25 protein-coding genes are annotated in these 21,988 nt (G+C 60.3%); 3 read left to right on the forward strand and 22 right to left on the reverse strand.

Translation table 11 applies throughout. The features are described from left to right. Window position 1: 1 nt before the first annotated feature. The 10 genes from hisIE to NE623_RS03110 form a co-directional block, all read right to left on the reverse strand. Window positions 2-658 (reverse strand): bifunctional phosphoribosyl-AMP cyclohydrolase/phosphoribosyl-ATP diphosphatase HisIE, encoded by a 657-nt coding sequence (gene hisIE, locus NE623_RS03065; protein ID WP_256271728.1) that lies wholly within the window; start codon window positions 656-658, stop codon window positions 2-4. Window positions 659-755: 97 nt separating this feature from the next. Then, window positions 756-1,514: an imidazole glycerol phosphate synthase subunit HisF gene (hisF, locus tag NE623_RS03070; protein WP_256271727.1), complete on the reverse strand. Its 759-nt coding sequence runs from the start codon at window positions 1,512-1,514 to the stop codon at window positions 756-758. Between the two features lie 15 nt (window positions 1,515-1,529). Then, window positions 1,530-2,246, reverse strand: coding sequence for a 1-(5-phosphoribosyl)-5-[(5-phosphoribosylamino)methylideneamino]imidazole-4-carboxamide isomerase (gene hisA, locus NE623_RS03075; protein WP_256271726.1), 717 nt, complete (start codon window positions 2,244-2,246; stop codon window positions 1,530-1,532). 15 nt (window positions 2,247-2,261) lie between these two features. Further along, the gene (gene hisH / locus NE623_RS03080) at window positions 2,262-2,879 is read right to left on the reverse strand and encodes an imidazole glycerol phosphate synthase subunit HisH (protein WP_256271725.1); all 618 of its coding nucleotides are present in this window, start codon (window positions 2,877-2,879) and stop codon (window positions 2,262-2,264) included. Continuing rightward, window positions 2,876-3,385, reverse strand: a complete 510-nt coding sequence (locus NE623_RS03085; protein ID WP_256271724.1) for a transposase — start codon at window positions 3,383-3,385, stop codon at window positions 2,876-2,878. The genes hisH and NE623_RS03085 overlap by 4 nt, the downstream gene beginning before the upstream one ends. Further along, on the reverse strand, window positions 3,382-4,446 hold the full coding sequence (hisC, locus tag NE623_RS03090) for a histidinol-phosphate transaminase (RefSeq protein WP_256271723.1): 1,065 nt from the start codon (window positions 4,444-4,446) through the stop codon (window positions 3,382-3,384). Before hisC ends, NE623_RS03085 begins: the two co-directional genes overlap by 4 nt. Next, entirely contained in the window at window positions 4,443-4,769 is a 327-nt protein-coding gene (locus NE623_RS03095) for a transposase (protein ID WP_256271722.1), read from the reverse strand. The genes hisC and NE623_RS03095 overlap by 4 nt, the downstream gene beginning before the upstream one ends. A 179-nt stretch (window positions 4,770-4,948) precedes the next feature. After that, window positions 4,949-6,232: a histidinol dehydrogenase gene (gene hisD, locus NE623_RS03100; protein ID WP_256271721.1), complete on the reverse strand. Its 1,284-nt coding sequence runs from the start codon at window positions 6,230-6,232 to the stop codon at window positions 4,949-4,951. After that, complete coding sequence (hisG, locus tag NE623_RS03105) at window positions 6,229-7,812, reverse strand: ATP phosphoribosyltransferase (RefSeq protein ID WP_256271720.1); 1,584 nt, start codon at window positions 7,810-7,812, stop codon at window positions 6,229-6,231. Before hisG ends, hisD begins: the two co-directional genes overlap by 4 nt. A gap of 170 nt (window positions 7,813-7,982) precedes the next feature. Beyond that, a complete protein-coding gene (locus NE623_RS03110; protein WP_256271719.1) occupies window positions 7,983-8,408 on the reverse strand; it encodes a hypothetical protein in 426 nt (141 codons plus the stop codon). A gap of 205 nt (window positions 8,409-8,613) precedes the next feature. Between NE623_RS03110 and NE623_RS03115 the strand changes: the two genes are divergently transcribed. Both NE623_RS03115 and NE623_RS03120 read left to right on the forward strand, forming a co-directional pair. Next, the gene (locus NE623_RS03115) at window positions 8,614-8,973 is read left to right on the forward strand and encodes a CidA/LrgA family protein (RefSeq protein ID WP_256271718.1); all 360 of its coding nucleotides are present in this window, start codon (window positions 8,614-8,616) and stop codon (window positions 8,971-8,973) included. After that, window positions 8,966-9,661 (forward strand): LrgB family protein, encoded by a 696-nt coding sequence (locus tag NE623_RS03120; RefSeq protein WP_256271717.1) that lies wholly within the window; start codon window positions 8,966-8,968, stop codon window positions 9,659-9,661. The genes NE623_RS03115 and NE623_RS03120 overlap by 8 nt, the downstream gene beginning before the upstream one ends. Before the next feature lie 27 nt (window positions 9,662-9,688). On the opposite strand, the gene NE623_RS03125 is transcribed toward NE623_RS03120, so the two are convergent. From NE623_RS03125 to NE623_RS03145, 5 genes are all read right to left on the reverse strand, one after another. Then, window positions 9,689-10,066 carry a type II toxin-antitoxin system PemK/MazF family toxin gene (locus NE623_RS03125; protein ID WP_256271716.1) on the reverse strand — a complete coding sequence of 126 codons (378 nt, stop codon included), beginning with the start codon at window positions 10,064-10,066 and terminating at the stop codon, window positions 9,689-9,691. A gap of 88 nt (window positions 10,067-10,154) precedes the next feature. Beyond that, on the reverse strand, window positions 10,155-10,547 hold the full coding sequence (gene acpS / locus NE623_RS03130; protein ID WP_256271715.1) for a holo-ACP synthase: 393 nt from the start codon (window positions 10,545-10,547) through the stop codon (window positions 10,155-10,157). After that, window positions 10,544-11,077, reverse strand: coding sequence for a nitroreductase family protein (locus tag NE623_RS03135; protein WP_256271714.1), 534 nt, complete (start codon window positions 11,075-11,077; stop codon window positions 10,544-10,546). The genes acpS and NE623_RS03135 overlap by 4 nt, the downstream gene beginning before the upstream one ends. Window positions 11,078-11,108: 31 nt before the next feature. After that, window positions 11,109-12,464 (reverse strand): CCA tRNA nucleotidyltransferase, encoded by a 1,356-nt coding sequence (locus NE623_RS03140; protein WP_256271713.1) that lies wholly within the window; start codon window positions 12,462-12,464, stop codon window positions 11,109-11,111. A gap of 34 nt (window positions 12,465-12,498) precedes the next feature. Further along, window positions 12,499-12,891 carry a hypothetical protein gene (locus NE623_RS03145; protein ID WP_256271712.1) on the reverse strand — a complete coding sequence of 131 codons (393 nt, stop codon included), beginning with the start codon at window positions 12,889-12,891 and terminating at the stop codon, window positions 12,499-12,501. 138 nt (window positions 12,892-13,029) lie between these two features. Between NE623_RS03145 and NE623_RS03150 the strand changes: the two genes are divergently transcribed. Continuing rightward, window positions 13,030-13,914 carry a MerR family transcriptional regulator gene (locus tag NE623_RS03150; protein ID WP_256271711.1) on the forward strand — a complete coding sequence of 295 codons (885 nt, stop codon included), beginning with the start codon at window positions 13,030-13,032 and terminating at the stop codon, window positions 13,912-13,914. 36 nt (window positions 13,915-13,950) lie between these two features. Here NE623_RS03150 and NE623_RS03155 read toward each other — a convergent pair whose 3' ends face one another. The 7 genes from NE623_RS03155 to recG all read right to left on the reverse strand — a co-directional run bounded on the left by NE623_RS03155 (window position 13,951) and on the right by recG (window position 21,936). Beyond that, window positions 13,951-14,604: an HAD family hydrolase gene (locus tag NE623_RS03155; RefSeq protein ID WP_256271710.1), complete on the reverse strand. Its 654-nt coding sequence runs from the start codon at window positions 14,602-14,604 to the stop codon at window positions 13,951-13,953. Window positions 14,605-14,613: 9 nt separating this feature from the next. Beyond that, window positions 14,614-15,633, reverse strand: coding sequence for a glycosyltransferase family 2 protein (locus NE623_RS03160; RefSeq protein WP_256271709.1), 1,020 nt, complete (start codon window positions 15,631-15,633; stop codon window positions 14,614-14,616). A 274-nt stretch (window positions 15,634-15,907) separates the two neighbouring features. Further along, window positions 15,908-16,045, reverse strand: coding sequence for a hypothetical protein (locus NE623_RS03165; protein ID WP_256271708.1), 138 nt, complete (start codon window positions 16,043-16,045; stop codon window positions 15,908-15,910). Window positions 16,046-16,418: 373 nt separating this feature from the next. Next, window positions 16,419-16,814, reverse strand: a complete 396-nt coding sequence (locus NE623_RS03170) for a putative ABC transporter permease (RefSeq protein ID WP_256271707.1) — start codon at window positions 16,812-16,814, stop codon at window positions 16,419-16,421. An 86-nt stretch (window positions 16,815-16,900) separates the two neighbouring features. After that, complete coding sequence (locus NE623_RS03175; protein ID WP_256271706.1) at window positions 16,901-18,346, reverse strand: nicotinate phosphoribosyltransferase; 1,446 nt, start codon at window positions 18,344-18,346, stop codon at window positions 16,901-16,903. Window positions 18,347-18,426: 80 nt separating this feature from the next. After that, on the reverse strand, window positions 18,427-19,749 hold the full coding sequence (locus NE623_RS03180) for a D-alanyl-D-alanine carboxypeptidase family protein (protein WP_256271705.1): 1,323 nt from the start codon (window positions 19,747-19,749) through the stop codon (window positions 18,427-18,429). Window positions 19,750-19,893: 144 nt separating this feature from the next. Further along, window positions 19,894-21,936, reverse strand: coding sequence for an ATP-dependent DNA helicase RecG (gene recG / locus NE623_RS03185; protein WP_256271704.1), 2,043 nt, complete (start codon window positions 21,934-21,936; stop codon window positions 19,894-19,896). Between the last annotated feature and the right edge of the window lie 52 nt (window positions 21,937-21,988).

Raw genomic sequence — 21,988 nt, forward strand, 5'->3', positions numbered from 1 at the left:
GTTACTGCATCCTTTCCTGCTTGACCTTATGGTCGATAACGTGTCGTTTTTCGAGTTCTTTGGTGATGTCCTCCACGGAAATGCCCAGCTCAATCATCAGCACCATAACATGGTAGGCCAGGTCGCTGATTTCGTAGATGGTCTCCTCTTTGTCGCGCTTGGAGCCCGCAATGATGACCTCGGTGGATTCCTCGCCGACTTTTTTGAGAATCTTTTCCAGACCCTTGTCGAACAGATAGGTGGTGTAGCTGCCCTCCTTGGGGTTGGTCTTGCGGCCCTCAATGAGCTCATACAGGCCCTGCCAGGTGAACTGCTTCAGCTCGTCCGAGACATAGACAGGGTTGAAGAAGCAGCTCTCCGCGCCGGTGTGGCAGGCGGGGCCGGACTTGACAACGTCAATGACAAGGGCATCCTTGTCGCAGTCGGCCGTGATGGAGACAACCCGCTGTACATTGCCGGAAGTCTCGCCCTTGCGCCAGATTTCCTGACGGCTGCGCGACCAGAACACGGTGCGGCCCTCGGCAATCGTGAGGGCCAGCGTCTCGGCGTTCATATAGGCAAGGGTCAGCACCTCTTTGGTGTAGTGGTCCTGCACGATGGCGGGAATCAGACCGTTGGCATCAAATTTGAGAGTCTTGGAATTTTCAGTGATTTCCATGTCGGACACTCCTAAAGTAATATAGTTTAGTGTACCTCTTTTTGTGCGTTTTGGCAAGAGGTTTTTGGTTGACGGTTTACAAAACGGCGGGCAAAAATCACACCCGCATCTCCACGCCGTTGGCGCGCAGATACTGCTTCAGGGCGTTTATCTCTACCTGTTTTGTGTGGAAGATGGACGCGGCCAGACCGGCATCCACGGCAGGGTGGTTGCGGAACAGCTCGAGAAAATCCTCCTGCCTGCCCGCGCCGCCGGAGGCAATGATGGGTACGGCGCAGCGCGCCGCCACGGCGTCCAGCAGCTCCAAATCAAAGCCGTTCCTGACGCCGTCTGTGTCGATGGAGTTGACAACCAGCTCCCCTGCCCCGCTCCTGACGCCCTGTTCCAGCCAGTCCAGCGCGTCAATGCCGGTGTTCTCGCGCCCGCCCTTGGAGAACAGCATAAATTTGCCGTCCACACGCTTGATGTCGGCGGAGAGCACTACGCACTGGTTGCCGTATTTCTGCGCGGCGGCCGGGATAAGCCCGGGGTTGCGGATAGCGCCCGAGTTGACGCTGACCTTGTCTGCGCCGCATTTGAGCACGCGGTCGAAGTCCTCCAGCGTGTTGATGCCGCCGCCGACCGTCAGCGGAATGAAAATTTGGCTGGCCACCTGCCGCAGGATGTCGGTGAAGAGTCCGCGCCCCTCAACGCTGGCGGTAATATCGTAAAAGACCAGCTCGTCCGCGCCGGAGGCGTTGTAGTACCGCGCCATCTCGACCGGGTCTGCCATATCCTGCAGCCCTGTGAAGTTGACGCCCTTGACAACTCGCCCATTTTTGACGTCCAGACAAGGAATAATGCGCTTGGTAATCAATGCGGTTCCCTCCCCTTATGTTTCGTACAGCCGCACAGCCTCTGCCAGATCAATGGCGTCGGTGTAGATGGATTTGCCCAGAATGGCGGCGTGGCAGTGCATGGCCTGCAGCTCGACCAGCTCCTGCATGGTGGCAATGCCGCCGCTGGCAGTGATTTCCAGACCGGGAATCGTCAAAAGCTCACGATAGAGCGAAAGATTGGTGCCCTGCATCGTGCCGTCCCGGGAAATATCGGTGGCAATGACCGCCTTGACGCCGGCCTCGGCACAGCGGCGGCAGAACGCAACACCCGGCTCGGGGGTGATTTCCTTCCAGCCGTTGACAGCCACAAGGCCGTCGCGCATATCAACGCCAACCGCGATGTGCGCACCGTATTTCTGTGCCATTTCCGCCGTGAAGTCGAAGTTTTTTACAGCAATCGTGCCCAGAATACAGCGGTCCACACCCAAATCCAGATAGCGGCGGATGCGCTCCTCGTCCCGGATGCCGCCGCCGACCTCAATTTTCAGGCCGCCCAGCTTGGCAATGGCGGCAATCGTTTCCATATTGGCGGTGGTGTCATCCTTGGCACCGTCCAGATCCACCACGTGCAGATATTTCGCACCGGCGTCAATAAATTGCTGCGCCTGCGCCACAGGGTCGGCGTTGTAGACGGTCATCTGGTCATAATCGCCCTGATACAGCCGCACGGCCTGACCGCCGCGCAGGTCAATGGCAGGATATAATTTCATGATTTTCCCTCCGTTTTACAGCTCGGCAAAGGCCTTCAGCAGCCGCAGGCCGGTGTCGCCGGATTTCTCCGGGTGGAACTGGGTGCCGTACACCAGCCCCTGCCGCACCGCGCCGGTGACAGGGATGCTGTACTCGCTCGTTGCAAGGGTCGAAGCAGCGCAGTTTTTGGCGTAGTAGCTGTGCACATAGTAGACGTACTCGCCGTTTTTGACGTACTTGAACAGCGGGTCAGTCTCGCGCCCAGGCACAATCTCCATTGCGTTCCAACCGATGTGCGGCACCTTCAGCGCCGGGTCAGCCAGATCGTCCGCCAGCGGGCAGACCTCGCCGGGAATCAGGCCAAGGCCGCGGTGCTCGCCGTATTCGTAGCTTTTTTCAAACAGCAGCTGCATCCCGAGACAGATGCCCAGCAGCGGCTTTTTCTGCGTTTCTTCGCGCAGAACCGGCACAAGGCCGGTGGCCTCCAGCTTGGCCATTGCGTCCGCAAACGCCCCGACGCCCGGCAGCAGAATGTGGTCTGCCGCCCGCAAATCCGCGGCATCGCGGGTTACCCGCACCTCAGCCCCCAGACTTTTCACGCTGGACGACAGGCTGAACAGGTTGCCGACGCCGTAGTCAACGATTGCGATCATAATACTTCCCCCTCTGTATAGAATGTATCCATGGCCCAGCGGGCCGGATTGGTGAGAATGTACTCGTGAATTTCCCGATATTCTGCTTCGCTGCGAACAATGTGATCATAGAAGGAGCGCTGAAAAACACAGCAGCCCGTCTCGTGCGCTACGCGCCCCTTGAAGGTGCGGACTCTCTGGGAAATTGTAGGGGCCGATGCTGGCATCGGCCCGCCGTTGCCGCTGCCGGGAATGACGATCAGGCAGTGCAGGTGGTTGGGCATGACAACATAAGCTGTCACACCCGGGATCATCTGCAGGTACTTCTGTACGGTCCTTCCGAGCGGTGAAAGCACTACGGGAACGCCTGCACGCGGGTCGATGCGAGCATCGACCCCTACAGACGATGGCGGAATACTGCCAAACAGACACCGCCTGCCCTTGGCACAAATTGTTACGAAATAAGCTCCCGGCTGACAGTAATCGTAGCCTTTCAGACGCGCCGCCTTGCGCTTTGGAAGCATCATTCTGCCAAAATCTCATCCAGTGCGGCAAAGAAGCGCTGCATCTGCTCCGGCGTGCCGATGGTAATGCGCAGATAATCGGAAATGCGCGGCGCGTTGAAATGGCGGATGAGGATGCCGCGGGCCCGCAGCTGCTCAAAAATCTCCACGCAGGGCATACGGTCAGTGGTGGCAAACAGGAAATTGGTGGAGGAGTCAAACACCGTGAAGCCGCGGCGGCGCAGCTCGGCGGTGGTGTGGGTGCGCTCGGCAATGACCTTTGCCGTCACATCGGCAAAATAGGCCTCATCCGAGATGGCGGCCACGCCCGCCGCCTGCGTCATGGAATTGACGTTGTAAGGGCTGTAGCTGAATTTGACGCGGTTCATATCGGCAATCAGCTCCGGCCGCGCAATGCAGAAGCCCAGCCGTGCCCCGGCCAGATTGTGGGTCTTGGAGAAGGTGTGGGTGATGACCAGATTGTCATATTTTTCCAGCAGCGGCAGGCAGGAGGAGCCCGCGGGGGCAAACTCCACATAGGTTTCGTCCACAATGACGATGTTGTCGGGGTTGGTTTTCAGCACTTCCTCAATCGCCGCCACCGGGGCCAGCAGGCTGGTGGGCGCGTTGGGGTTGGCAATGACAATGGTCTCGTGCAGGCCGCAGTATTTTTTGAGGTCGATGGTCAAATCATCCTCCAGCGGGATAACGTGCTGCGGGATGTGCAGCAAATCACACAGCACCGTATAAAAGCTGTAGGTGACATCGGCAAAGGCCAGCGGCGTGGCTTCATCACAGAAGGCGCGCAGGGCCAGCAGCAGGTTTTCGTCACTGCCGTTGCCGCAGAGGATGTTTTCCGGCTGGACGCCCCAGTGCCTGGCAATGGCGGCGTTGAGGCTGCCGTTTGTCAGATCCGAGTACAGCCGCAGCCCCGGTACCGCCGCCGCCACCGCCGCCGCCACGCCGGGCGCGGGCGGATAGGGGTTTTCGTTGGCGTTGAGCTTGACGAGGTCGGCAATTTTCAGTTGCTCGCCGGGGGTATAGGGCTCCAGCGAGGCGAGTGTTTTGGTAAAATAACGGCTCATGGGTGTTCCTCCCCATCCGATAAGTAAAAGGTGTCGGTGTGCCATTTGGCGGGATTGTTCCGGATGTATTGCAGGATTTCCTCATAATCCCGCGGCCCGCGAATGACATGGTCATAATAGGATGTCTGCCAGATGGAATGGCCAAGCTGCCTGGTAATCAATGCCTTCCAGCCCTTTACGATTCCGGGGATTGTAGGGCGGGGTGACCCCACCCCGCCGTTTGACAGCTCACGGATAGTCAGCAGCAGATGGATGTGATTGGGCATAATTACATAGGCATCCAGCGCTACATGGGGATATGCGGTGGGAATCGTTAAGGTCACGGTATCTACAATCCTTCCAATGGGTGTCAACGCGATGTCCGGCGGGGTGAGGTCACCCCGCCCTACGATTTTCGATAAAAGGTGCTTTTTGCCCAATGTGCATACGGTTATAAAGTAAGAACCCGGGCAGCCGTAATTATGCTTTTTCAGGCGCGGATGTTTCCGCTTCGCCAGCTCCATCACTCAAATCGGATCGTCACACTCTTGGCGTGGGCGTGCAGGCCTTCGTGCTCGGCAAAGTTGGCGATGCGGCCCTGAACCTCGCCCAGAGCCTCGCGGGTGTAGTAGATAAAGCTGGACTTCTTGACGAAATCGTCCACGCCCAGAGGGCTCGAGAACCGCGCAGTGCCGCTGGTGGGCAAGGTGTGGTTCGGCCCGGCAAAGTAATCGCCCAGCGCCTCGGGCACATTCTTGCCGAGGAAGATGCTGCCCGCGTTCTGCACCGAGTTGAGAACCGCAAACGGGTCATCCACGCAGATTTCCAGATGCTCCGGCGCGATGATGTTGACGGCCTCAATCGCCTTGTTCATATCATCGGTCACGATGATTTTGCCGTTGGTGTCCACGCTGGCGCGGGCAATGGCGGCGCGGGGCAGCTGCGGAATCTGCACCTCCAGCTCGGCCTGCACGGCCTTGGCCAGCTCCCAGCTGTCGGTGACCAGCACCGGGCTGGCCAGCTTGTCATGCTCGGCCTGGCTCAACAGGTCGGCGGCTACCCATGCGGGGTTGCAGCTGCCGTCTGCCAGCACCAGAATCTCGGACGGGCCGGCAATCATATCAATGCCAACCTTGCCGAAAACCTTGCGCTTTGCCGTTGCAACGTAGATATTTCCGGGGCCGACAATCTTGTCCACGGCGGGCACGCTCTCGGTGCCGTAGGCAAGGGCGGCCACGGCCTGTGCGCCGCCGGTTTTGAAAATCAGGTCAATGCCCGCAATGACAGCCGCGGCCAGAATGGCGGGGTTCACCTTGCCATCGCGGCCCGCGGGGGTGGTCATAACAATCTGCTTGACGCCCGCGACCTTGGCGGGAATCACGTCCATCAGCACGGTGGAGGGGTAGGCCGCCGTGCCGCCGGGCACATAAACGCCCGCCCGCTGGATGGGGGTGTACTTCTGCCCCAGCACAATGCCGGGCTTGTCATTGACAACAAAATTCTTATGGAGCTGCTGCTCATGGAAGTGGCGGATGTTCTCGGCGGCCATCTTCAGCGTGGTGATGAACTCCGGGTCGGTCTTGTCCAGCTCGGCAAAGGCTTCATCAATCTCCGCCTGGCTGACGCGGACATCGGTCAGATCGGCATGGTCAAACTTGGCCGCGTAGTCAATCAGTGCGGCGTCGCCGCGGGCGCGGACGTCCGCAATGATGGCGTCGACGGTGGCCTCCACATCGGCCTCGGCGCGGATGTCGCGGTTCAGGATTTCCTCGGGGCGTACCTCATCAAAGTCATACAGACGAATCATTTTGCAAGAGCCTCCTTCATTTTGTTGAGCAGTTCGGTCAGCTGGGCGTATTTGAATTTGTAGCTTGCCTTGTTGGCAATAAACCGCGCCGAGATGGGCATAAACTCCTCCAGCACGGTCAGGTTGTTCTCCCGCAGGGTTGTGCCGGTCTCCACAATGTCCACAATCACGTCAGACAGGCCCAGAATCGGGGCCAGCTCAATCGAGCCGTTCAGCTTGATGATATCAATGTCGCGGCCGCGGCGCTCGTAGTGGTCGCGGGCAATGTTGACAAACTTGGTGGCAACGCGCAGGGCGCGGCTCTCATCATCGGCAAAATTGGCGGGCCCGGCCACGCACATACGGCATTTGCCCATGCCGGTGTCCAGCAGCTCATACACATCCGCGCCGGACTCGGTCAGGATGTCCTTGCCCACAATGCCGATGTCCGCCGCGCCGTGCTCGACGTAGATGGCCACATCACTGGGCTTGACAAGGAAGTACCGTACGCAGGCATCGGGGTTCTCTACCACCAGCTTGCGGGTGTCATTGTAATCCTCGGAGGCGCTGTAGCCCGCCCCGGCCAGCAGCTTGTAGGCCTTGTCACCCAGCCGGCCCTTGGGCAGGGCGATGTTCAGCCAGGTCTTTTCCCTTCCCTGCTGCTGCACAGGGGGCAGCGGCGCAGCCAGACGCTCGAGCTCATCCAGATAGATAGCAAAGCCGATGGCGTTGGCCCCCGGTGTGAATCGCTGCATCAGGTAGTCATAGCGGCCGCCCTTGAGCACGGCGCGGGGAATGCCCGCCACATAGCCGGTGAACACAAGGCCGTTGTAATACTCCATCTCGTCCGCCATACTCAAATCCAGCTGCGTGCCGCGGCCATCCTCGCCAAGGGCGTTCTGCAGGGCCTGCAGCTCGTCAAGGGCGGCGCGCTGGGCATCACAGCGGCAGGCGGCGCGGGCGGCGGTCAGCGTTGCGCCAAGCGGGCCGTGCAGCTCCAGCAGGCTGGTCAGCGCGGCGGCTGCGGCTTCGTCCAGCCCTGCCGCAAGGGCGGCGGTGCGCAGCTCGTGGGCGTTTTTGGCCCGCAGAAAATCCAGAATCCTGCCGCGGGCCTCGGCCGGGACCTGCAGTGCGTCCAGCATGCCGGTCAGATAGCCCATGTGGCTGACCTCCAGCACGGTGGGCACATTCAGCGCGGCCAGACTTTGCAGCGCCAACCGTACCACGGCGGCCTGCTCATCCGCGTCCACCGCGCCCATGCTCTCCAGACCCATTTGGTGGATGGTCTGGAAGGTGTGGCTTTCGCGGCTGGGGCGGCAGACCTCTTCATTATAATAAAAGCGCTTGCACTCCCCCGCTGCGGGCTGAGCCGTCTTGGCGATGGACAGGGTCACATCGGGCTTGATGGCGCGCAGCTTGCCGTCCAGGTCGGTAAAGGTGATGACCTGACTGTCCGGCAGGAAGCGCTGGTACTCCTGATACAGGGCGTATTCCTCAAAGCGGGAGGCCCGGTATTTGCGGTAACCGGCCTGCTCATACAGGGCACGCAGGCGGAAGGTCGCCTGCTCGGCGGGGGTAAAGCGATTCAGTTCGATTTCCATAACATTCCTACCTCTTTATCCGATATAAATTCTATTATACTTTACCGCGCTAAAGTTGTAAAGCAGTTTTGTAGTAAAATTGCGGACATTTGTACGCGGCTTACAGGGCGGCATAACAAAAAGGCGCACCTTTGCCATGCAACAAAGATGCGCCTTGCGCGTTTGGTTTATCAGCCCTTGCAGCCCTGCTCCTCCCAGTCGCCGGCCACAGCAGGGTCAACAATCTGGGTGGGGTCAATCTTGCCGTCCGGCGTGCGGGGGGCCTCCACGTGGCCCAGCTCCACAGGGTTCACGTTGGGGGCATCGGGGTCAACGGCCTTCGGGGCGGGCGTCTCAGCGACGTCGGCGGGTTCCTCGGGCTGCGGCTCCTCCGCGGGGGCGGCAGGCTCTTCCGGTGCAGCGGCAGGGGCGGTTTCAGCCTCGGCAGACGCATCTACGGCGGGCTCGGCGGAATCGGTCTCAGGCTCGACCTCGTCCTCCGGGCCCACAATATGCTCGTACTCCTCGCCGTGCTCACGGTTCAGCAGAACATACGCGGCAGCGCCCATAACAGCGGCGCCCACAGCCAGACCGGCCAGTTTTTTCAGTAAAGACATAGGTCAAAACCTCTTTTCGGGTGTAAAATCTGTTTGTTTTGGGTTAGTATACCACACAGGACAGTAAAATACAAGTGTTGTTTCCCACAACAGCGCCCCAAAAAATTGGACGGATTTCATACAATGTACTGCTTGCCGAATTTTGGCCGGCGTGGTATGATGGTACACGAATTTTCGGAAAATTTGAAAAAAGAGGGATTCTAAGGTGAAGTATATCTTCCAATTTGCCCGCATTACGGCGTTCTGCCTGGCGGGCGAGATGCTTGCCGTGGTGCTGCCGCTGCCGATTCCGGCCAGCGTCTACGGCCTGCTGCTGATGGCGGCGGCGCTCAAATTCGGGGTGCTGAAGCTCGACCAGGTGCGGGAGACCGGGCTCTTTCTGACCGGCATCTTCCCGCTGCTGTTCGTCCCGGCGGCGGCCGGTGTCATGGAGCTGGGCAGCCAGCTTTTGAATTTGCTGCTGCCCGCCGTGCTGGCCATTGTGCCCATTACGGTGCTGGTTATGGCGGTCACAGGTATGGTGGCGCAGAAATGCGCAGGCGGAAAGGAGCACAAAAATGGCTGAGTTTTTGCAGCAATGCGGCAGCTGGGGCGTGCTGGCCACGCTGGCGGCCTACGCCGCGGGCGTCTGGGTCAACCGCAAGACCGGCAAGGCGCTGTTCAACCCGCTGCTGATGGGCAGTATTTTTATCATTGTATTTTTAAGCTGCTTCGGCGTGCCCTACGCCGATTACAAGGCCAGCGCTCAGCCGGTAAGCTGGCTGCTGATGCCCGCCACGGTCAGTCTGGCCATTCCCCTGTATGAAAAGTGGGAGCTGCTGGAAAAGAACCTTGCCGCCATTTTTGCGTCCATTGCGGCGGGCGTCCTGACAAGCCTTGGCAGTGTACTGGCCATGGCATGGGTGCTGAAGCTGGAGCGCACCCACGCGGTGAGCTTCCTGCCCAAGTCGGTTACAACGGCCATCGGTATGGACGTGGCCGAGACGCTGGGCGGCACGGCGGCGCTGGCGGGCGCGGTTATTATCCTGACCGGCATTGTCGGCAGCCTGATGGGCGAGACGGTCTGCAAGGTCTGCCGCATTACCGACCCGCTGGCCAGGGGGCTGGCGCTGGGCACATCCGCCCATGCCATCGGCACCAGCAAGGCGCTGCAGATGGGCGAGGTTGAGGGTGCCATGAGCGGCCTTGCGATTGCTGTGGCCGGTATCCTGACAGCCCTTCTGGCCCCGGTGGTAGCAAACTTTTTGCCGTAAAGGCTTCCCATGCGGGGGAAGGCTCAATCAAAAATACCCCCCGCCATTGTGCACATCCTGACTTTCCAGACCCATCGACACGCCGAGGGCCTCGTCCACACGGCGCATATCGTCGGGCGGAATGCACCCGGCGCGCTCCCGCAGGCGGCGCTTATCCAGCGTGCGAATCTGCTCGGCCAGGATGATGCTGTCCTTCGCAAGCCCGCAGCGGTCGGCCCGCACGCTGATGTGGGTGGGCAGCCGGTTTTTGTCCTGGCGGCTGGTGATGGCGGCTGCAATCACGGTGGGGCTGTGCCGGTTGCCTATCTCATTCTGGATGATAAGTACCGGCCGTATGCCCCCCTGCTCTGACCCCACAACGGGGCTTAAATCTGCGTAGAAAACCTCTCCGCGGTGCACTTCCATAGAAAAGACCTCCCTTTGCTTGTTACTGAAAGTATAAGCAGAGGGAGGTCTTTTTAATCATCACAGGCAATTTTTACGGTGGGCCAAGTTATCGGTTTTGGTCCATCTCCTGCTGTTCCAGAATCACTACCGCGCTGGCCAGCCCGGCTTCATGGCTCAGGCTGACATGGACGGTCAGGCCGTTGGCGGCGGCCCACGCGGAGGCTGTGCCGGTCAGGGCAAAAAACGGTGCTCCGCTTTCGCGGCGCAGCACGGCCAGTTCCGGCAGGGCAAAGCCGCCCAGCCCGGTACCCGCGGCCTTCAGGAAGGCTTCTTTGGCCGCAAAATTGGCGGCGGCGCTCTCGGCGCGGTGCTTGCCGTGCAGGGTGTTCAGCTGGTCCTGCTCCTGCGGGGAAAACACGTGGTTCACAAAGCTCTGCCGGGTCAGGCTTTTTTCCATGCGGCCTGCGTCACACAGGTCGGTGCCGATGCCGAATATCATACGTGCAGCACGTAGTCGGCCTTGCGCGGCGCGGGGGCGTGGGTGCCGCCCGCCGCGGGATAGCCGAGAATACAATAGCCGACACCGGCGTACTTTTTGGCGTCAAGGCCCCATTTGGTCAGCAGGGCCTTGCCCTCCGGCATTTCAAAGGTCTCCTTGGCGCGGTTGATCCAGCAGGAGCCAAGGCCGATGGCGGAGGCAGCCAGCAACAGGTTGCCCAGCACAAGGCTGGCATCCTGCACGCCGTTGGGGTTGGTCTTATCGCAGAGAACCAGCACCGCTGTGGGCGCGCCGTAGAAGGGGTCGTTCTGTGTGCCCATAACGGCGGCGTTCAGGCGGGACAGCTCGGTCAGCGTTTCCTTATCCTGCACGGCCACCATGACAGGGCTCTGCCTGCCCATTGCGGTGGGGGCCCATGTGCCTGCCGCGGTCACGGCGTTCAGCTCCTCGGCGGTAATCTGCTCCGGCTTATAGGCGCGGCAGCTGCGGCGGGAAGCAATCGCGGTAAGAACTTCATTCTGAATAGACATCGGCAATACACTCCTTTGCAAGAAATCGGTGTTATTCTATGGCCGCCTTTAGCAGGGCTTCGCGCTCGTTGGGCAGGCGGCCTTCCATCACGGCGGTCAGCAGGGCCTGCAGCGTGGCACCCACGCCCGGCCCGGCGGGAATCCCAGCCTCCATCAGGTCGGCACCGTTCACAGCCAGCTGGCGCATGGTGTAGCAGCCGGTCTTGGCCAGCTCGTTCATGCGGCGCTCAAAGGCGGCCACATCGGCACGGCGGGCGGCAACCTCCGGCGTGTGGGCGTGGGCGTCCAGATCGGCATATTTCAGCGCGCAGAGCCGCCGCAGGAAAATCGCCCCGCTGCGGTTCAACAGCTTTAAAATGCCCACATCGTCGGTGGGCAGCGGTGCATCGTGCACGGCAATCAGCCCCACAGCGCCGTCAATCAGGTAGGAGGGCGCCCTCAGGCGGCGCAGAATGACCCGCGCCAGCTGTGCGCCCCGCTGGTTGTGCCCCTTGAAGTGGGCGGCGCCGTCCGGCCCGACACTGCGGCAAAGCGGCTTGGCAATGTCATGCAGGAAGGTGGCCCAGCAGAGCACCCGCACGCCGCGGGTGTCCTGCCCGCGCAGGTCCAGCGCCTGCACGGCGGCGGCAGAATGCTGCCATACATCGTAGCAATGCCACTTTCCGGGCTGCGTGCAGCCGATGCAGGGCAGCACCTCGGGCACAACACCGCCCAGAATTTCGCCGTACTGCGCCAGTGTCGGCCCGGCACCGGGGGCCAACAGCAGGCCGTCCAACTCGGTGTAAAGGCGCTCGGCGCTGACGGTGTGCAGCGTGTCCCGCGCTGCCAGTGCGGCTTCGGCGGTGGCGGAATCCAACGTAAAGCCGAGCTTGGCCGAAAACCGCAGCGCGCGCAGGATGCGCAGGGCGTCCTCGGCAAAGCGGTCGGCGGGGGTGCCGACACACCGCACGATACCGGCGGCTAAATCCTGCCGCCCGCCGTACAGGTCAATGACCCCCTCGCCGGGGGCGTAGGCCATCGCGTTGATGGTAAAATCCCGCCGCGCCAAATCGGCGGCAAGGTCATCCACAAACCGGACGCTGTCGGGGTGGCGGTGGTCGCGGTAGCTGCCGTCCAGCCGGTAGGTCGTCATCTCATAGGGCTTGCCATGCAGGATAACCGCCACAGTGCCGTGCTTTTCACCGGTCAGAATCAGCCGCTGGCCATGGAACAGCTCCCGCATTTCGGCGGGCCGGGCGGAGGTGCAGATATCCCAGTCGCCGGGCATACGGCCCAGCAGACTGTCCCGCACGCAGCCGCCCACCACATAGGCACTGTGCCCGGCGGCGCGCAGCGTCTGCAGCAGCCAGTAGGCATCACGCGGCAGACGGATCGTTTCACGGCTCATGCGGTTCTCCCTCCCTTCTCGGCGTCTGTACGGTTTATGCCTCGGTGTGCGTCCACTCCTGCGTCAGGTCCACGATGCAGGCCAGGCTGTCCTCCTCATCCTTGAGAGAGTCAACCTTGGCGGCGGCCTTTTCGGCATCCTCCATCCAGGTCAGGATAAAATAGTTTTCCGCAGGCACGGCGTAGTAGACCCATGCGCCGTCGGCGCGCAGCATATCGGGCAGATGGTCGAGCTCATCGTCCAGCAGGCCCTGGCCCTCCTCGCCGTAGATCATCTCAGGGCCGACCTGCAGCGAGTCAATGACATTGATGCTGGAATTGATGTAGGTGTCGCGGTCAACGGCCTTGTCGCCGGCCGCCCACGCGCTGGCAAAGGCCTTGACCAGCAGTTCACGGACCTCAAGCTTATCGTCACCGGGTTTGTACATGATAAATTCCCTCTTTTGTATTGATATATGAAAACAGTATAGCACAATTTTACGAAATATGATATGGTTATTTTACGAAAAGTATTGACCTTCCAGTGGGTGCAGGGTGTAAGGTGAAGGTGAAAGGAGCGTGATGGTATGAACATCAAGCAGGCAGCGGAGCAATCGGGCGTGTCCGCCCGCAATATCCGCTATTATGAGCAGGCCGGGCTGCTGACCCCCGCCCGCAACCCCGAGAATGAGTACCGCGTCTATTCGCAGGAGGATGTGCGCGCGCTGAAGCTGATTCGGATGCTGCGCACGCTGGATATGCCGGTGGAGGAAATCGGCACCGTGCTGAACGGCACCCTGCCGCTGACCGAGGCTGCTGAACGCCAGCGCCAACGGCTGGAGGCAGAGCAGCAAAAGCTGGCGGCAGCCGCCGCCTTCTGCACGGAGCTGGCCGCCAGCGACCGAACGGCGGCAGAGCTGGATGTGGACAGCTGTCTGGAACGAATGGCCTCCCCCGCCCCGGCGGGCGGCTGGTTTACCGGCTGGGTGCAGGACTACCGGAAAATGGCGGCTGCCGAGCATAAGCGGCAGTTTACCTTTACGCCGGACACTGCCATTGCAACCCCGCAGGAGTTTACCGCCGAGCTGTTGGCCTGGGCGGCGGGCTGCGGCGAGGAGATCGTCATCACCCACGAGGGCATGACGCCGCGGTTTATGCTGGACGGCATCGAGTACAGGGCCGTGCGGTATGCAAGTCATGTGCGCAATATCCCAATTCTGCGGGTGCGGTGCGAGGTGTGCGATCCATCGGCGCTGGCGGCGGAGGGCGACCCGAAGCGGCTGCGGGTGCAGAGATTCCTGCACTACGGCCTGCCGGTGCTTGTATGCCTTGCATTGGCGGTGGTCTGGGTCTGCACCCGGAATATGCCGCTTTGGCCCGACAAGGCGGCTATGCTGCTGGCGCTGGGCGCTCTCGGCATCGGGTACGGCTTCCGCGGGTGGTATCTCTATTACAACGACCGGGACCAATAAAAAACGGGAGGCAGCGCAGGCTGTCTCCCATTTGATTTATCCCAGCAGCAGCTTGTGCAGCTCGTCCACCGTATCGGCCAGGGCGGCCGCACCGGCGGCGGTCAGCTCCTTGGCAGAGCCGTAGCCGTAGACGGCCCCCACACAGGGCAGGCCGTTTTTCTTGGCACCCAGCACATCGTGTTCACGGTCGCCTACCATAACCACACAGCTCTTGTCGGTAATGCCCGCCGTTTCCAGCGCGTAGGCAATGACCTCGGCCTTGTCGGTGCGGGTCTCATCGAGCGTGGCACCGCAGATAAAATCACAGTACTGCGCCAGATTAAAGTGCTCCATAATCCGCTTGGCAAACTCCTCCGGCTTGCTGGTGGCGATGAGCACGGTCTTTCCGGCGGCCTTCAAATCGGCCAGCAGGGCCGGAATCCCCGGGTAAACCTCGTTCTCAAACAGGCCCTTGGTGGGGAAATATTCCCGGAAGGCGCTGACGGCGCGGTCAGCCTCGGCATCGCTCAGCCCCACAAGCTGCCGGAAGGAATCAATCAGCGGCGGGCCCAGAAATTTGCGCAGCGTTGTCTCGCTGGGCATTTCCAGCCCCAGCTTGCGGCAGGCGTAGCGCACAGAATTGAGGATGCCCGGCGCAGAGTCGGTAAGCGTGCCATCCAAATCGAACAAAATAATATCGTAGTTACGCATAAATATTCCTTAGTTGAACTTGAACAGCTTCTGGGCAATGCGGTAGCCGCCAATGCTGATTTTGCTGCCCAGCCAGCCGGGCAGATTGCAGCCCTCGGCCACAGAGAAGCGGCAACGGCGGTACAGGTGGCCATCGTGGGCCTTCAGATCCTCCCACAGCTGTTTGCGCTTGGCCAGCGCCTCCTTGCTGCCGTCCAGCGTCAGGAAAATGCTGGAAATCGCCATCATCATCGAGAAATAGTTCAGCATGTAGGCGCGCAGCTTGGCCTGCTCCGGCGGCAGGGCATAGACATCGACTGCGTTCATCATAATGCGGGTGACGCGCAGCTGCTGGTCAACGCGCTTGATCATGTTGGCCTCGTTGACGCTCTGGTCCTCGCGGCCGATGAAGTAGCGGTAGAGGTCAAGATTCATATAGTAGATGGTCTTGACCTGCGGCAGCGGCTGATAGACGAAGATGTTATCCACATAGAAGGTGTGCTTGGGCAGCTCCATGCCGCTCTTGCGCAGAACCTCGGTGCGGTAGATGACCGAGTGCATCAGGATGTTCTTGCTCGGCGGAAACTTGCCGATTTCCTGCCAGGTAAAGACGCGGCCCTCGGGCAGGATGCCCTTGTAGTCCACGATGTTGCGGGTGTTGTCGGCCACGTGCTCATAGACGTAGTTGGCCATCATCAGGTCCAGCGGCTCGGCATCGTTCAGATGGGCGCGCAGCTCGGCCAGAACCTTCTGCAGGGCATCGGTGTCCAGCCAGTCATCGGAGTCCACTACTTTGAAGTACACGCCGGTGGCGTTGCGGATGCCCTGATTGACACCCTCACCGTGGCCGCCGTTCTCCTGATGGATTACGCGGACGATGGTGGGGTACTTCTCAGCGTAGGAATCGGCGATTTTGCCGGTGTCATCCTTGGAGCCGTCATCTACCAGGATGATTTCGGCGTCCTCGCCCGCGGTGAGCAGAGTCTCGATACAATGGTCCATATAGGCGGCCGAGTTGTAGCACGGCACAGTAAAGGTAATCAGTTTCATAATAAGCTCCTTTTTTGGAAGGCGTAATATTCTTAGTATAGAATACCGCGGTTTTACGAAAAAGACAAGGAAAAGTTTTGTGAAAGCGGCTTTGGTATATATATATACTACGATTCAGCCGCCTGATTTTTGGCAATACCGCATAATTCTAAGTGCCGATGCGGCGAGCGGTGCTTAAGCCGTCGGGCGCGAATTGTGCGGTGTTGCCTTGGCATAAAAAGTGCCCCGGCGCGGAGCTTGCGGGCCGCGCCGGGGCTTGGAGTTTTACCGATTTTTACAGAAAATCGTTGCGGTTGAAATTATGAACGCCTGAGGGAATCACATCATTGTAGACATCCTCCGGCAGGCCGTAGGGACGTTCCGGATCCAGAAAACCATGCATCCATTCCGCTAAAGTGTGCAGCTTCAACATTGCAACCCCATCTCCTTTCCTCAGTGTAGGGCAGATGCTTCGGGGAGGCTTTCGCTTCCCTCTTTCTGTCCTTATTATATGCGATAAGACAGACTTTTGCAAGCTGCAATTTGTACAAACTTACAAAAGTTATTTGTATATTTTCCACTATTTCGGCATAGTGTACATAAACGCATAGCAAGTGTACGCACTATGCGGACAGCTCCTCCCATGCCTCCTGCATGGTATCAGCCGAGAAAAGAAACTCGCCATTCTCAGAAAAAACCTCAATGTGGCCGCCGACATATCTGAACTGCTGGGTCATGGTGTGTACCGCCTTTCCGTATCTGGTATGCTTTTATTATACCATAGGGAAAGTACGATAATTTGGACTTTAACCGTCCGACAGCGATTTTTGAGGGTGATAAACAGTACTTTCAACGCACCGCAGCACGAAAATCACCCATCCGCAGAGCAAAAACCAGTACAGCGTGTACTTGGGGCAGACCAGACCGGCCAAATTCCCCCACTCCCCGGTGTAGTCCCACACGGCGGTGTGCAGCATTACGCGGCAGACGGCCCCCACCGCCAGCTCCAGCCCGCTGACGCACGCCGCCCCGGTACACGCGGCGGCGGCCAGCGGCAGGGGCCGCGCCGCCAGCCATTGCAGCAGGCACAGGCACGCCCCGCCCGCCAGAAACATCGTCCAGTGGGTGGTGCCGCGCCACGCCAGCTCCAGCGCGGCATACGCCCCGCCGCCCAGAAAAAACAGTGAAGTCCATTCCAACATACAAAAGCCCCCCGCACAAAGCTGTGTAGTCACAGTATGTGCAGGGGGCGCGGGTTGTAACCGTTTTGTAAAGGTACTGGAAAAATTTACTTGGACAGCTTCTTCAGCAGGGCGCTGCGGGTATCCCACAGCTTCTGGCTGAGGTCAACGTAGTAGCGGTGGGGGTTCTCAAAGCGCTTGACCTCGTCCCACAGGGTGTTCACCTGCGCCTTGCAGAACTTCTTGATGTCGTTCAGGCTCGGTGAGGTATAGACGCGCTTGCCGTTCTCATAGATGGGGGTGGACAGGCAGCGAGCCGTGCAGTTGACGTAGGTGCATTCTTTCCACGTCTCGATGGGGTCAAACAGCGTGATGCCGTGCTGGGTCTCGATGGTTTCATCGGCCATCGTGATGAGGTCGGCCATGGCCTTGCCGTCCTGGTCATAGATACGCCAGACCTTTTTCAGGCAGGGAATCGTCATCTTCTCGGCAGATTCCGACAGCTTCATCTTCGGGGTGTAGCTGCCGTCGTCCTCTTTCACGGCGGCCAGCTTGTACACGCCGCCAAAGACGGGGTCGCTCTTGGCGGTAATCATATTCTCGCCAATGCCAAAGCTGTCCACGCGGGCGCCCTGCAGAATCAGGTCGCGGACGATGTACTCATCCAGAGAGTTGGAGGCGCAGATGGTGCAGTCGGGGTAACCGGCCTCGTCCAGCATCTTGCGGGCCTTCTTGGACAGGTAGGCAATATCGCCGGAGTCGATGCGGATGCCCTTGGGGCGCTTGCCCATCGGCTTCAGAACCTCGTCAAACACCTTGATGGCATCGGGCACACCGTGGCGCAGGACGTTGTAGGTATCCACCAGCAGCACGCAGGCATCGGGGTACATCTCGGCATATTTCTTGAAGGCGTCATACTCGGTCGGGAACATCTGCACCCAGCTGTGGGCCATTGTGCCGGAGGCCGGGATGCCGAAGTCGCGGGCGGCCATCACGCAGGAGGTGGAGCCGCAGCCGCCGATGTAGGAGGCACGTGCGCCGAAGTAGGCGGCGTCATAGCCCTGTGCGCGGCGGGCGCCGAACTCCATAACCGGGCGGCCTGCGGCAGAGCGCACAATGCGGTTGGCCTTGGTGGCAATCAGGCACTGGTGGTTGAAGGTGACCAGCAGCAGCGTTTCCAGCAGCTGGCACTCAATGGCCGGACCCTCCACCGTGACGATGGGTTCCTGCGGGAAGATGGGCATACCTTCTTCAATGGCCCAGATGTTGCAGTGCAGCTTGAAATTCTTGAGGTAGTCGAGGAATTTCTCGTCAAAGGCCTTGGTGGAGCGCAGATAGTCGATATCCTCGGCGGTAAATTCCAGATGGTCCACGGCGTCAATGAACTGCTGCAGGCCGGCCATAATGGCGTAGCCGCCGCCGTCCGGCACACGGCGGAAGAACATATCAAAGACGGCGATTTTGTCAACGTATCCCTCGTCCAGATAGCCCGCCGACATGGTCAGCTCATAGAAATCGGTCATGGTGGTCAAATTGCGTTTTACATCCAACATGGTAGAATCCTCCTGTGGAATTATATAACACACCGGCTGGTGTGCCGTCCGGGCGGCGGGTGACCCCGCAGCGGGGGTGATTATGCTTCCCTGCCCCAGATGCGCAGGATGCGGCCGACGGCGAAGATGAGATATGCGCCGACAGCGAGCATGGTCAGCATAACGACAACCTTGAAATACGTGCTGGAAAAGAATGTGCCTATGCGGGAAATGGTATACAGAAGCTGGTTGCGGGAGATATCGCTGCCCGCAATCAGGTCGGCTGTGCCGATGGTCTCGCCCTGAATGGTCAGCGTGACGGTGCCCACAATATCGCCCTGCTTGATGGGCGCGCCCAGCTCATCGGGTACGTTGAAAATCTGCTCTGTCAGCGCGGAGCCGCCCTCCCGCGGCAGCAGGGTCATCATATTGTCCGCGGGGTATAGCATTACCGTGTCAGCCTGCGTGGAGTAGGCCACGCGGACCTCAGTGATGGGCTGGGTGGTGTCCAGCGCGGGAGCGATGGTGTAGGTGTTGAACACCCAGTCCATAATCGTGCCGGTTTCCAGCAGGGCCGGGCGGCCGCCCTCGGGGTCGGACTCCATCGGTACATTCAGCAGCACGCTGATGTAGCTCTCGCCGTCCTGGCTGTGCCAGCCCGCAAAGTTCTGCCACTCGCCCAGGCTGCCGGTCTTGCCGCCCTTGGTGTAATCCCGGTGGTAGCTGCTGTTGGTGACGAGTTTGTCGGTGTTCTGCAGGATATAGGTCCCCGGTGTCACATAGCGGTCGTTGGTGCCCATATCATAGGTGGGCGTGCCCGCAACGGTGGCAAAGATGTCATAGGCCGTCAGGGCGCGCAGAATCAGGTAGGCGTCCCGGGCGGTGGTGATGTTGTTGGGGTTCAGGCCGCAGGGGTCCACAAAGGTCGTGCCAGTGCAGCCTATGGCGGCGGCCTCATCGTTCATCATGGCAACAAAGCTGTCAATGCTGCCGCCGCCCATATAGTCAGCCACGATGTAGGCGGCCTCGTTGCCGCTGGGCAGCAGCATGGCATAGAGCAGATTGCGCAGGCTGTGCGTCTCGCCCCGGCGGATATCGGCGGTGGAGGCGTTTGTGCTCTGCTCCCAGATTAAATCGTAGATGTAGCTGGGGGCCGTCAGGCTGATAGTGTCCAGCTGGTCCTGATAATTTTCCAGCAGCAGCAGGGTGGTCATCATCTTGGTCAGGCTGGCGGCGGAAAGCGGTGTCTCGCTGTTTTTTTCATACACCACAATGTTGGTGTCAAGGTTGACAACGTAGGCGGCGGGGGCGGTCAGCGCCGGGGCGGTATCCGCCAGCGTGCCACTCTCCCCTTCCGCCGCGACCGGCAGTGCCAGCACCACAATCAGCACGAAGGAAAACAAAATCGCGCAGAATTTTTTCATAGGCAAGGGATTCCTTTATTAAGGGCAATACCGCATAATTCTAAGTGCCGATGCGGCGGGAACTGTGCGGTGTTGCCTAAATATACAGTTGTCTATTAGTATACCAAACTTTACAGGAAAATAAAAGATAATTTTAGAGGTTGTTCAGTTCATCGCCCCGGCGGTGGCAAACAGGCGCTCGACCTCATCGGACAGCGCCCGGTGCGCCGGGTCTATCAGGTTCGGGTCCCTGGCAAGCAGGGCCTTGGCCTCGTCCTGTGCCACGCGCAGGGTTCTGGTGTCCTGCACAAGGTCGGCCACCCGCAGGGTGGGCAGGCCGTGCTGGGCCGAGCCGAAGAAATCACCCGGGCCGCGGGTCTCCAAATCGTACTTGGCCACGGCAAAGCCGTCCGAGGTGCGGCAGAGGAACTGCAGGCGCTCGCGCACAGCGTCATTGCCGTTGTCCGAAATCAGGATGCAGCAGGAATCCGCCGCGCCGCGGCCCACACGGCCACGCAGCTGGTGCAGGGCCGACAGGCCGAACCGTTCCGCATTCTCAATGACCATAACCGTGGCATTGGGCACATCGACGCCGACCTCAATGACGGTGGTGGAAACCAAAACGTCCAGCTCACCGGCCTTGAACTTCTGCATCACATCGTCCTTTTCCTTGGGCTTGAGCTTGCCGTGCAAAAGGCCGATGCGGCGGTTGGGCAGCAGTGCGCAGGCGGTCTCGGTGTAATAGCTGGTCACAGCCTGCAAATCGGCGGCAGCCTCGTTCTCCTCAATCGCCGGGCAGACAATGTAGACCTGATGCCCCGCCTCAATCTGTTTGTCCAGAAAGCCGTACATATCCTGCCGCTTTTTGCCGGTGATATACCACGTCTTGATAGGCTTGCGGCCCGGCGGCAGCTCGTCCAGTACCGAAATGTCCAGATCACCGTACATCAGCAGCCCCAGCGTGCGCGGGATGGGGGTGGCGCTCATAACCAGCAGATGCGGACTCTGGGCCTTGCCCGCCAGCAGGCCGCGCTGGCGCACGCCGAAGCGGTGCTGCTCGTCCACAATGGCAAGGCCCAGATTTTTGAACTCCACCGTGTCGGTCAGGACGGCGTGGGTGCCCACCACCAGATTGGCCCGCCCGTCGGCGATGGCCTCCAGTGCGATGCGCTTCTCCTTGGCCTTCATACCGCCGACCAGCAGCGTGACGTTGACGCCGAACGGCTCCAGCCGGTCGGCCAGCGTGGCGGCGTGCTGCCGGGCCAGAATTTCCGTGGGGGCCAGCATGGCGCTCTGCCAGCCGTTCTGCGCGGCGAACCAGATGGCTGCGGCGGCCACCAGCGTCTTGCCGCTGCCCACATCGCCCTGCAGCAGGCGGTTCATCGGGACCTTGCCGCACAAATCGGCGGTGATTTCCTCGGTCGAGCGCTTCTGCGCCCCGGTGGGCGGGTACGGCAGGCTGCGCCAGAAGGGCCCCAAATCCAGCGGGTGCATGGGGGCGCTGGTCTTGCAGCGGCCGTGGCTGCGCAGCAGAAAAATGCCAATCTGCAGCAGATACAGCTCCTCAAAAATCAGGCGGCGGCGGGCAGCGGCCAGCTTCTCATTGCTGCTGGGCGCGTGGATGCCGCGCACGGCGTCCGCCTTGGCGGGCATACGGTAGCGGGTCAGCAGCTCCGGCGGCAGCGGGTCGGTCAACTGGTCGGCAAAGGCCAGCGCTGCATGGGCACACGCCGCATGGCGGCTGGCGGGCAGGCCCTCGGTGCCGGGGTAGACCGCCACAAATGGGCAGGCGGCCACCTGGGCCTCGGTGCGCACCAGCGGATGCAGCAGCTCGCGCCGGGTCAGCGCCCCGCCGATGCGGCCCTCAAAATAGTAGCTCTCCCCTATCTGCAGCTTATCCGCCGCGTAAGGGGCGTTGAACCAGCTCAGCGCCAGAATCCCCGAATCATCGGCGGCGAGGACCCGGTTCATAACCCGCCCGCCCTTGATGCGCCGGGGCGGCTCCTTCTGCAGCACGGTGGCGCGGACGCAGCAGTCAGTGTCATAGGGGGCTGAAACAACGGTGTAGGGCTGGGTATAGTCAATGTATTTGCGCGGGTAGCACAAAAGTAGGTCCCGGATGGTAAAGATGCCGAGCTTTTCAAACTTTTTGGCAAACGCAGGGCCGACACCCTTGAGGTATTGCACAGAGTCATTGATGGTTGGCAATGGCGGGAACCTCCCTTCGTGTGTGCTGTGTACCAAAAAAGGCGAACTCGGA

Origin of the sequence: Gemmiger formicilis (genome assembly GCF_024462815.1) — a bacterium.
In the GTDB taxonomy this organism is placed as follows: domain Bacteria; phylum Bacillota; class Clostridia; order Oscillospirales; family Ruminococcaceae; genus Gemmiger.

Bases quoted from the DNA above. Each gene is read 5' to 3' on its own strand.
- hisIE (WP_256271728.1), bottom strand. From the start codon at position 658: ATGGAAATCACTGAAAATTCCAAGACTCTCAAATTTGATGCCAACGGT.
- hisA (WP_256271726.1), bottom strand. From the start codon at position 2,246: ATGAAATTATATCCTGCCATTGACCTGCGCGGCGGTCAGGCCGTGCGG.
- hisH (WP_256271725.1), bottom strand. From the start codon at position 2,879: ATGATCGCAATCGTTGACTACGGCGTCGGCAACCTGTTCAGCCTGTCG.
- NE623_RS03085 (WP_256271724.1), bottom strand. From the start codon at position 3,385: ATGATGCTTCCAAAGCGCAAGGCGGCGCGTCTGAAAGGCTACGATTAC.
- hisC (WP_256271723.1), bottom strand. From the start codon at position 4,446: ATGAGCCGTTATTTTACCAAAACACTCGCCTCGCTGGAGCCCTATACC.
- hisD (WP_256271721.1), bottom strand. From the start codon at position 6,232: ATGATTCGTCTGTATGACTTTGATGAGGTACGCCCCGAGGAAATCCTG.
- hisG (WP_256271720.1), bottom strand. From the start codon at position 7,812: ATGGAAATCGAACTGAATCGCTTTACCCCCGCCGAGCAGGCGACCTTC.
- NE623_RS03110 (WP_256271719.1), bottom strand. From the start codon at position 8,408: ATGTCTTTACTGAAAAAACTGGCCGGTCTGGCTGTGGGCGCCGCTGTT.
- NE623_RS03120 (WP_256271717.1), top strand. From the start codon at position 8,966: ATGGCTGAGTTTTTGCAGCAATGCGGCAGCTGGGGCGTGCTGGCCACG.
- NE623_RS03125 (WP_256271716.1), bottom strand. From the start codon at position 10,066: ATGGAAGTGCACCGCGGAGAGGTTTTCTACGCAGATTTAAGCCCCGTT.
- acpS (WP_256271715.1), bottom strand. From the start codon at position 10,547: ATGATATTCGGCATCGGCACCGACCTGTGTGACGCAGGCCGCATGGAA.
- NE623_RS03135 (WP_256271714.1), bottom strand. From the start codon at position 11,077: ATGTCTATTCAGAATGAAGTTCTTACCGCGATTGCTTCCCGCCGCAGC.
- NE623_RS03140 (WP_256271713.1), bottom strand. From the start codon at position 12,464: ATGAGCCGTGAAACGATCCGTCTGCCGCGTGATGCCTACTGGCTGCTG.
- NE623_RS03145 (WP_256271712.1), bottom strand. From the start codon at position 12,891: ATGTACAAACCCGGTGACGATAAGCTTGAGGTCCGTGAACTGCTGGTC.
- NE623_RS03150 (WP_256271711.1), top strand. From the start codon at position 13,030: ATGAACATCAAGCAGGCAGCGGAGCAATCGGGCGTGTCCGCCCGCAAT.
- NE623_RS03155 (WP_256271710.1), bottom strand. From the start codon at position 14,604: ATGCGTAACTACGATATTATTTTGTTCGATTTGGATGGCACGCTTACC.
- NE623_RS03160 (WP_256271709.1), bottom strand. From the start codon at position 15,633: ATGAAACTGATTACCTTTACTGTGCCGTGCTACAACTCGGCCGCCTAT.
- NE623_RS03165 (WP_256271708.1), bottom strand. From the start codon at position 16,045: ATGTTGAAGCTGCACACTTTAGCGGAATGGATGCATGGTTTTCTGGAT.
- NE623_RS03170 (WP_256271707.1), bottom strand. From the start codon at position 16,814: ATGTTGGAATGGACTTCACTGTTTTTTCTGGGCGGCGGGGCGTATGCC.
- NE623_RS03175 (WP_256271706.1), bottom strand. From the start codon at position 18,346: ATGTTGGATGTAAAACGCAATTTGACCACCATGACCGATTTCTATGAG.
- NE623_RS03180 (WP_256271705.1), bottom strand. From the start codon at position 19,749: ATGAAAAAATTCTGCGCGATTTTGTTTTCCTTCGTGCTGATTGTGGTG.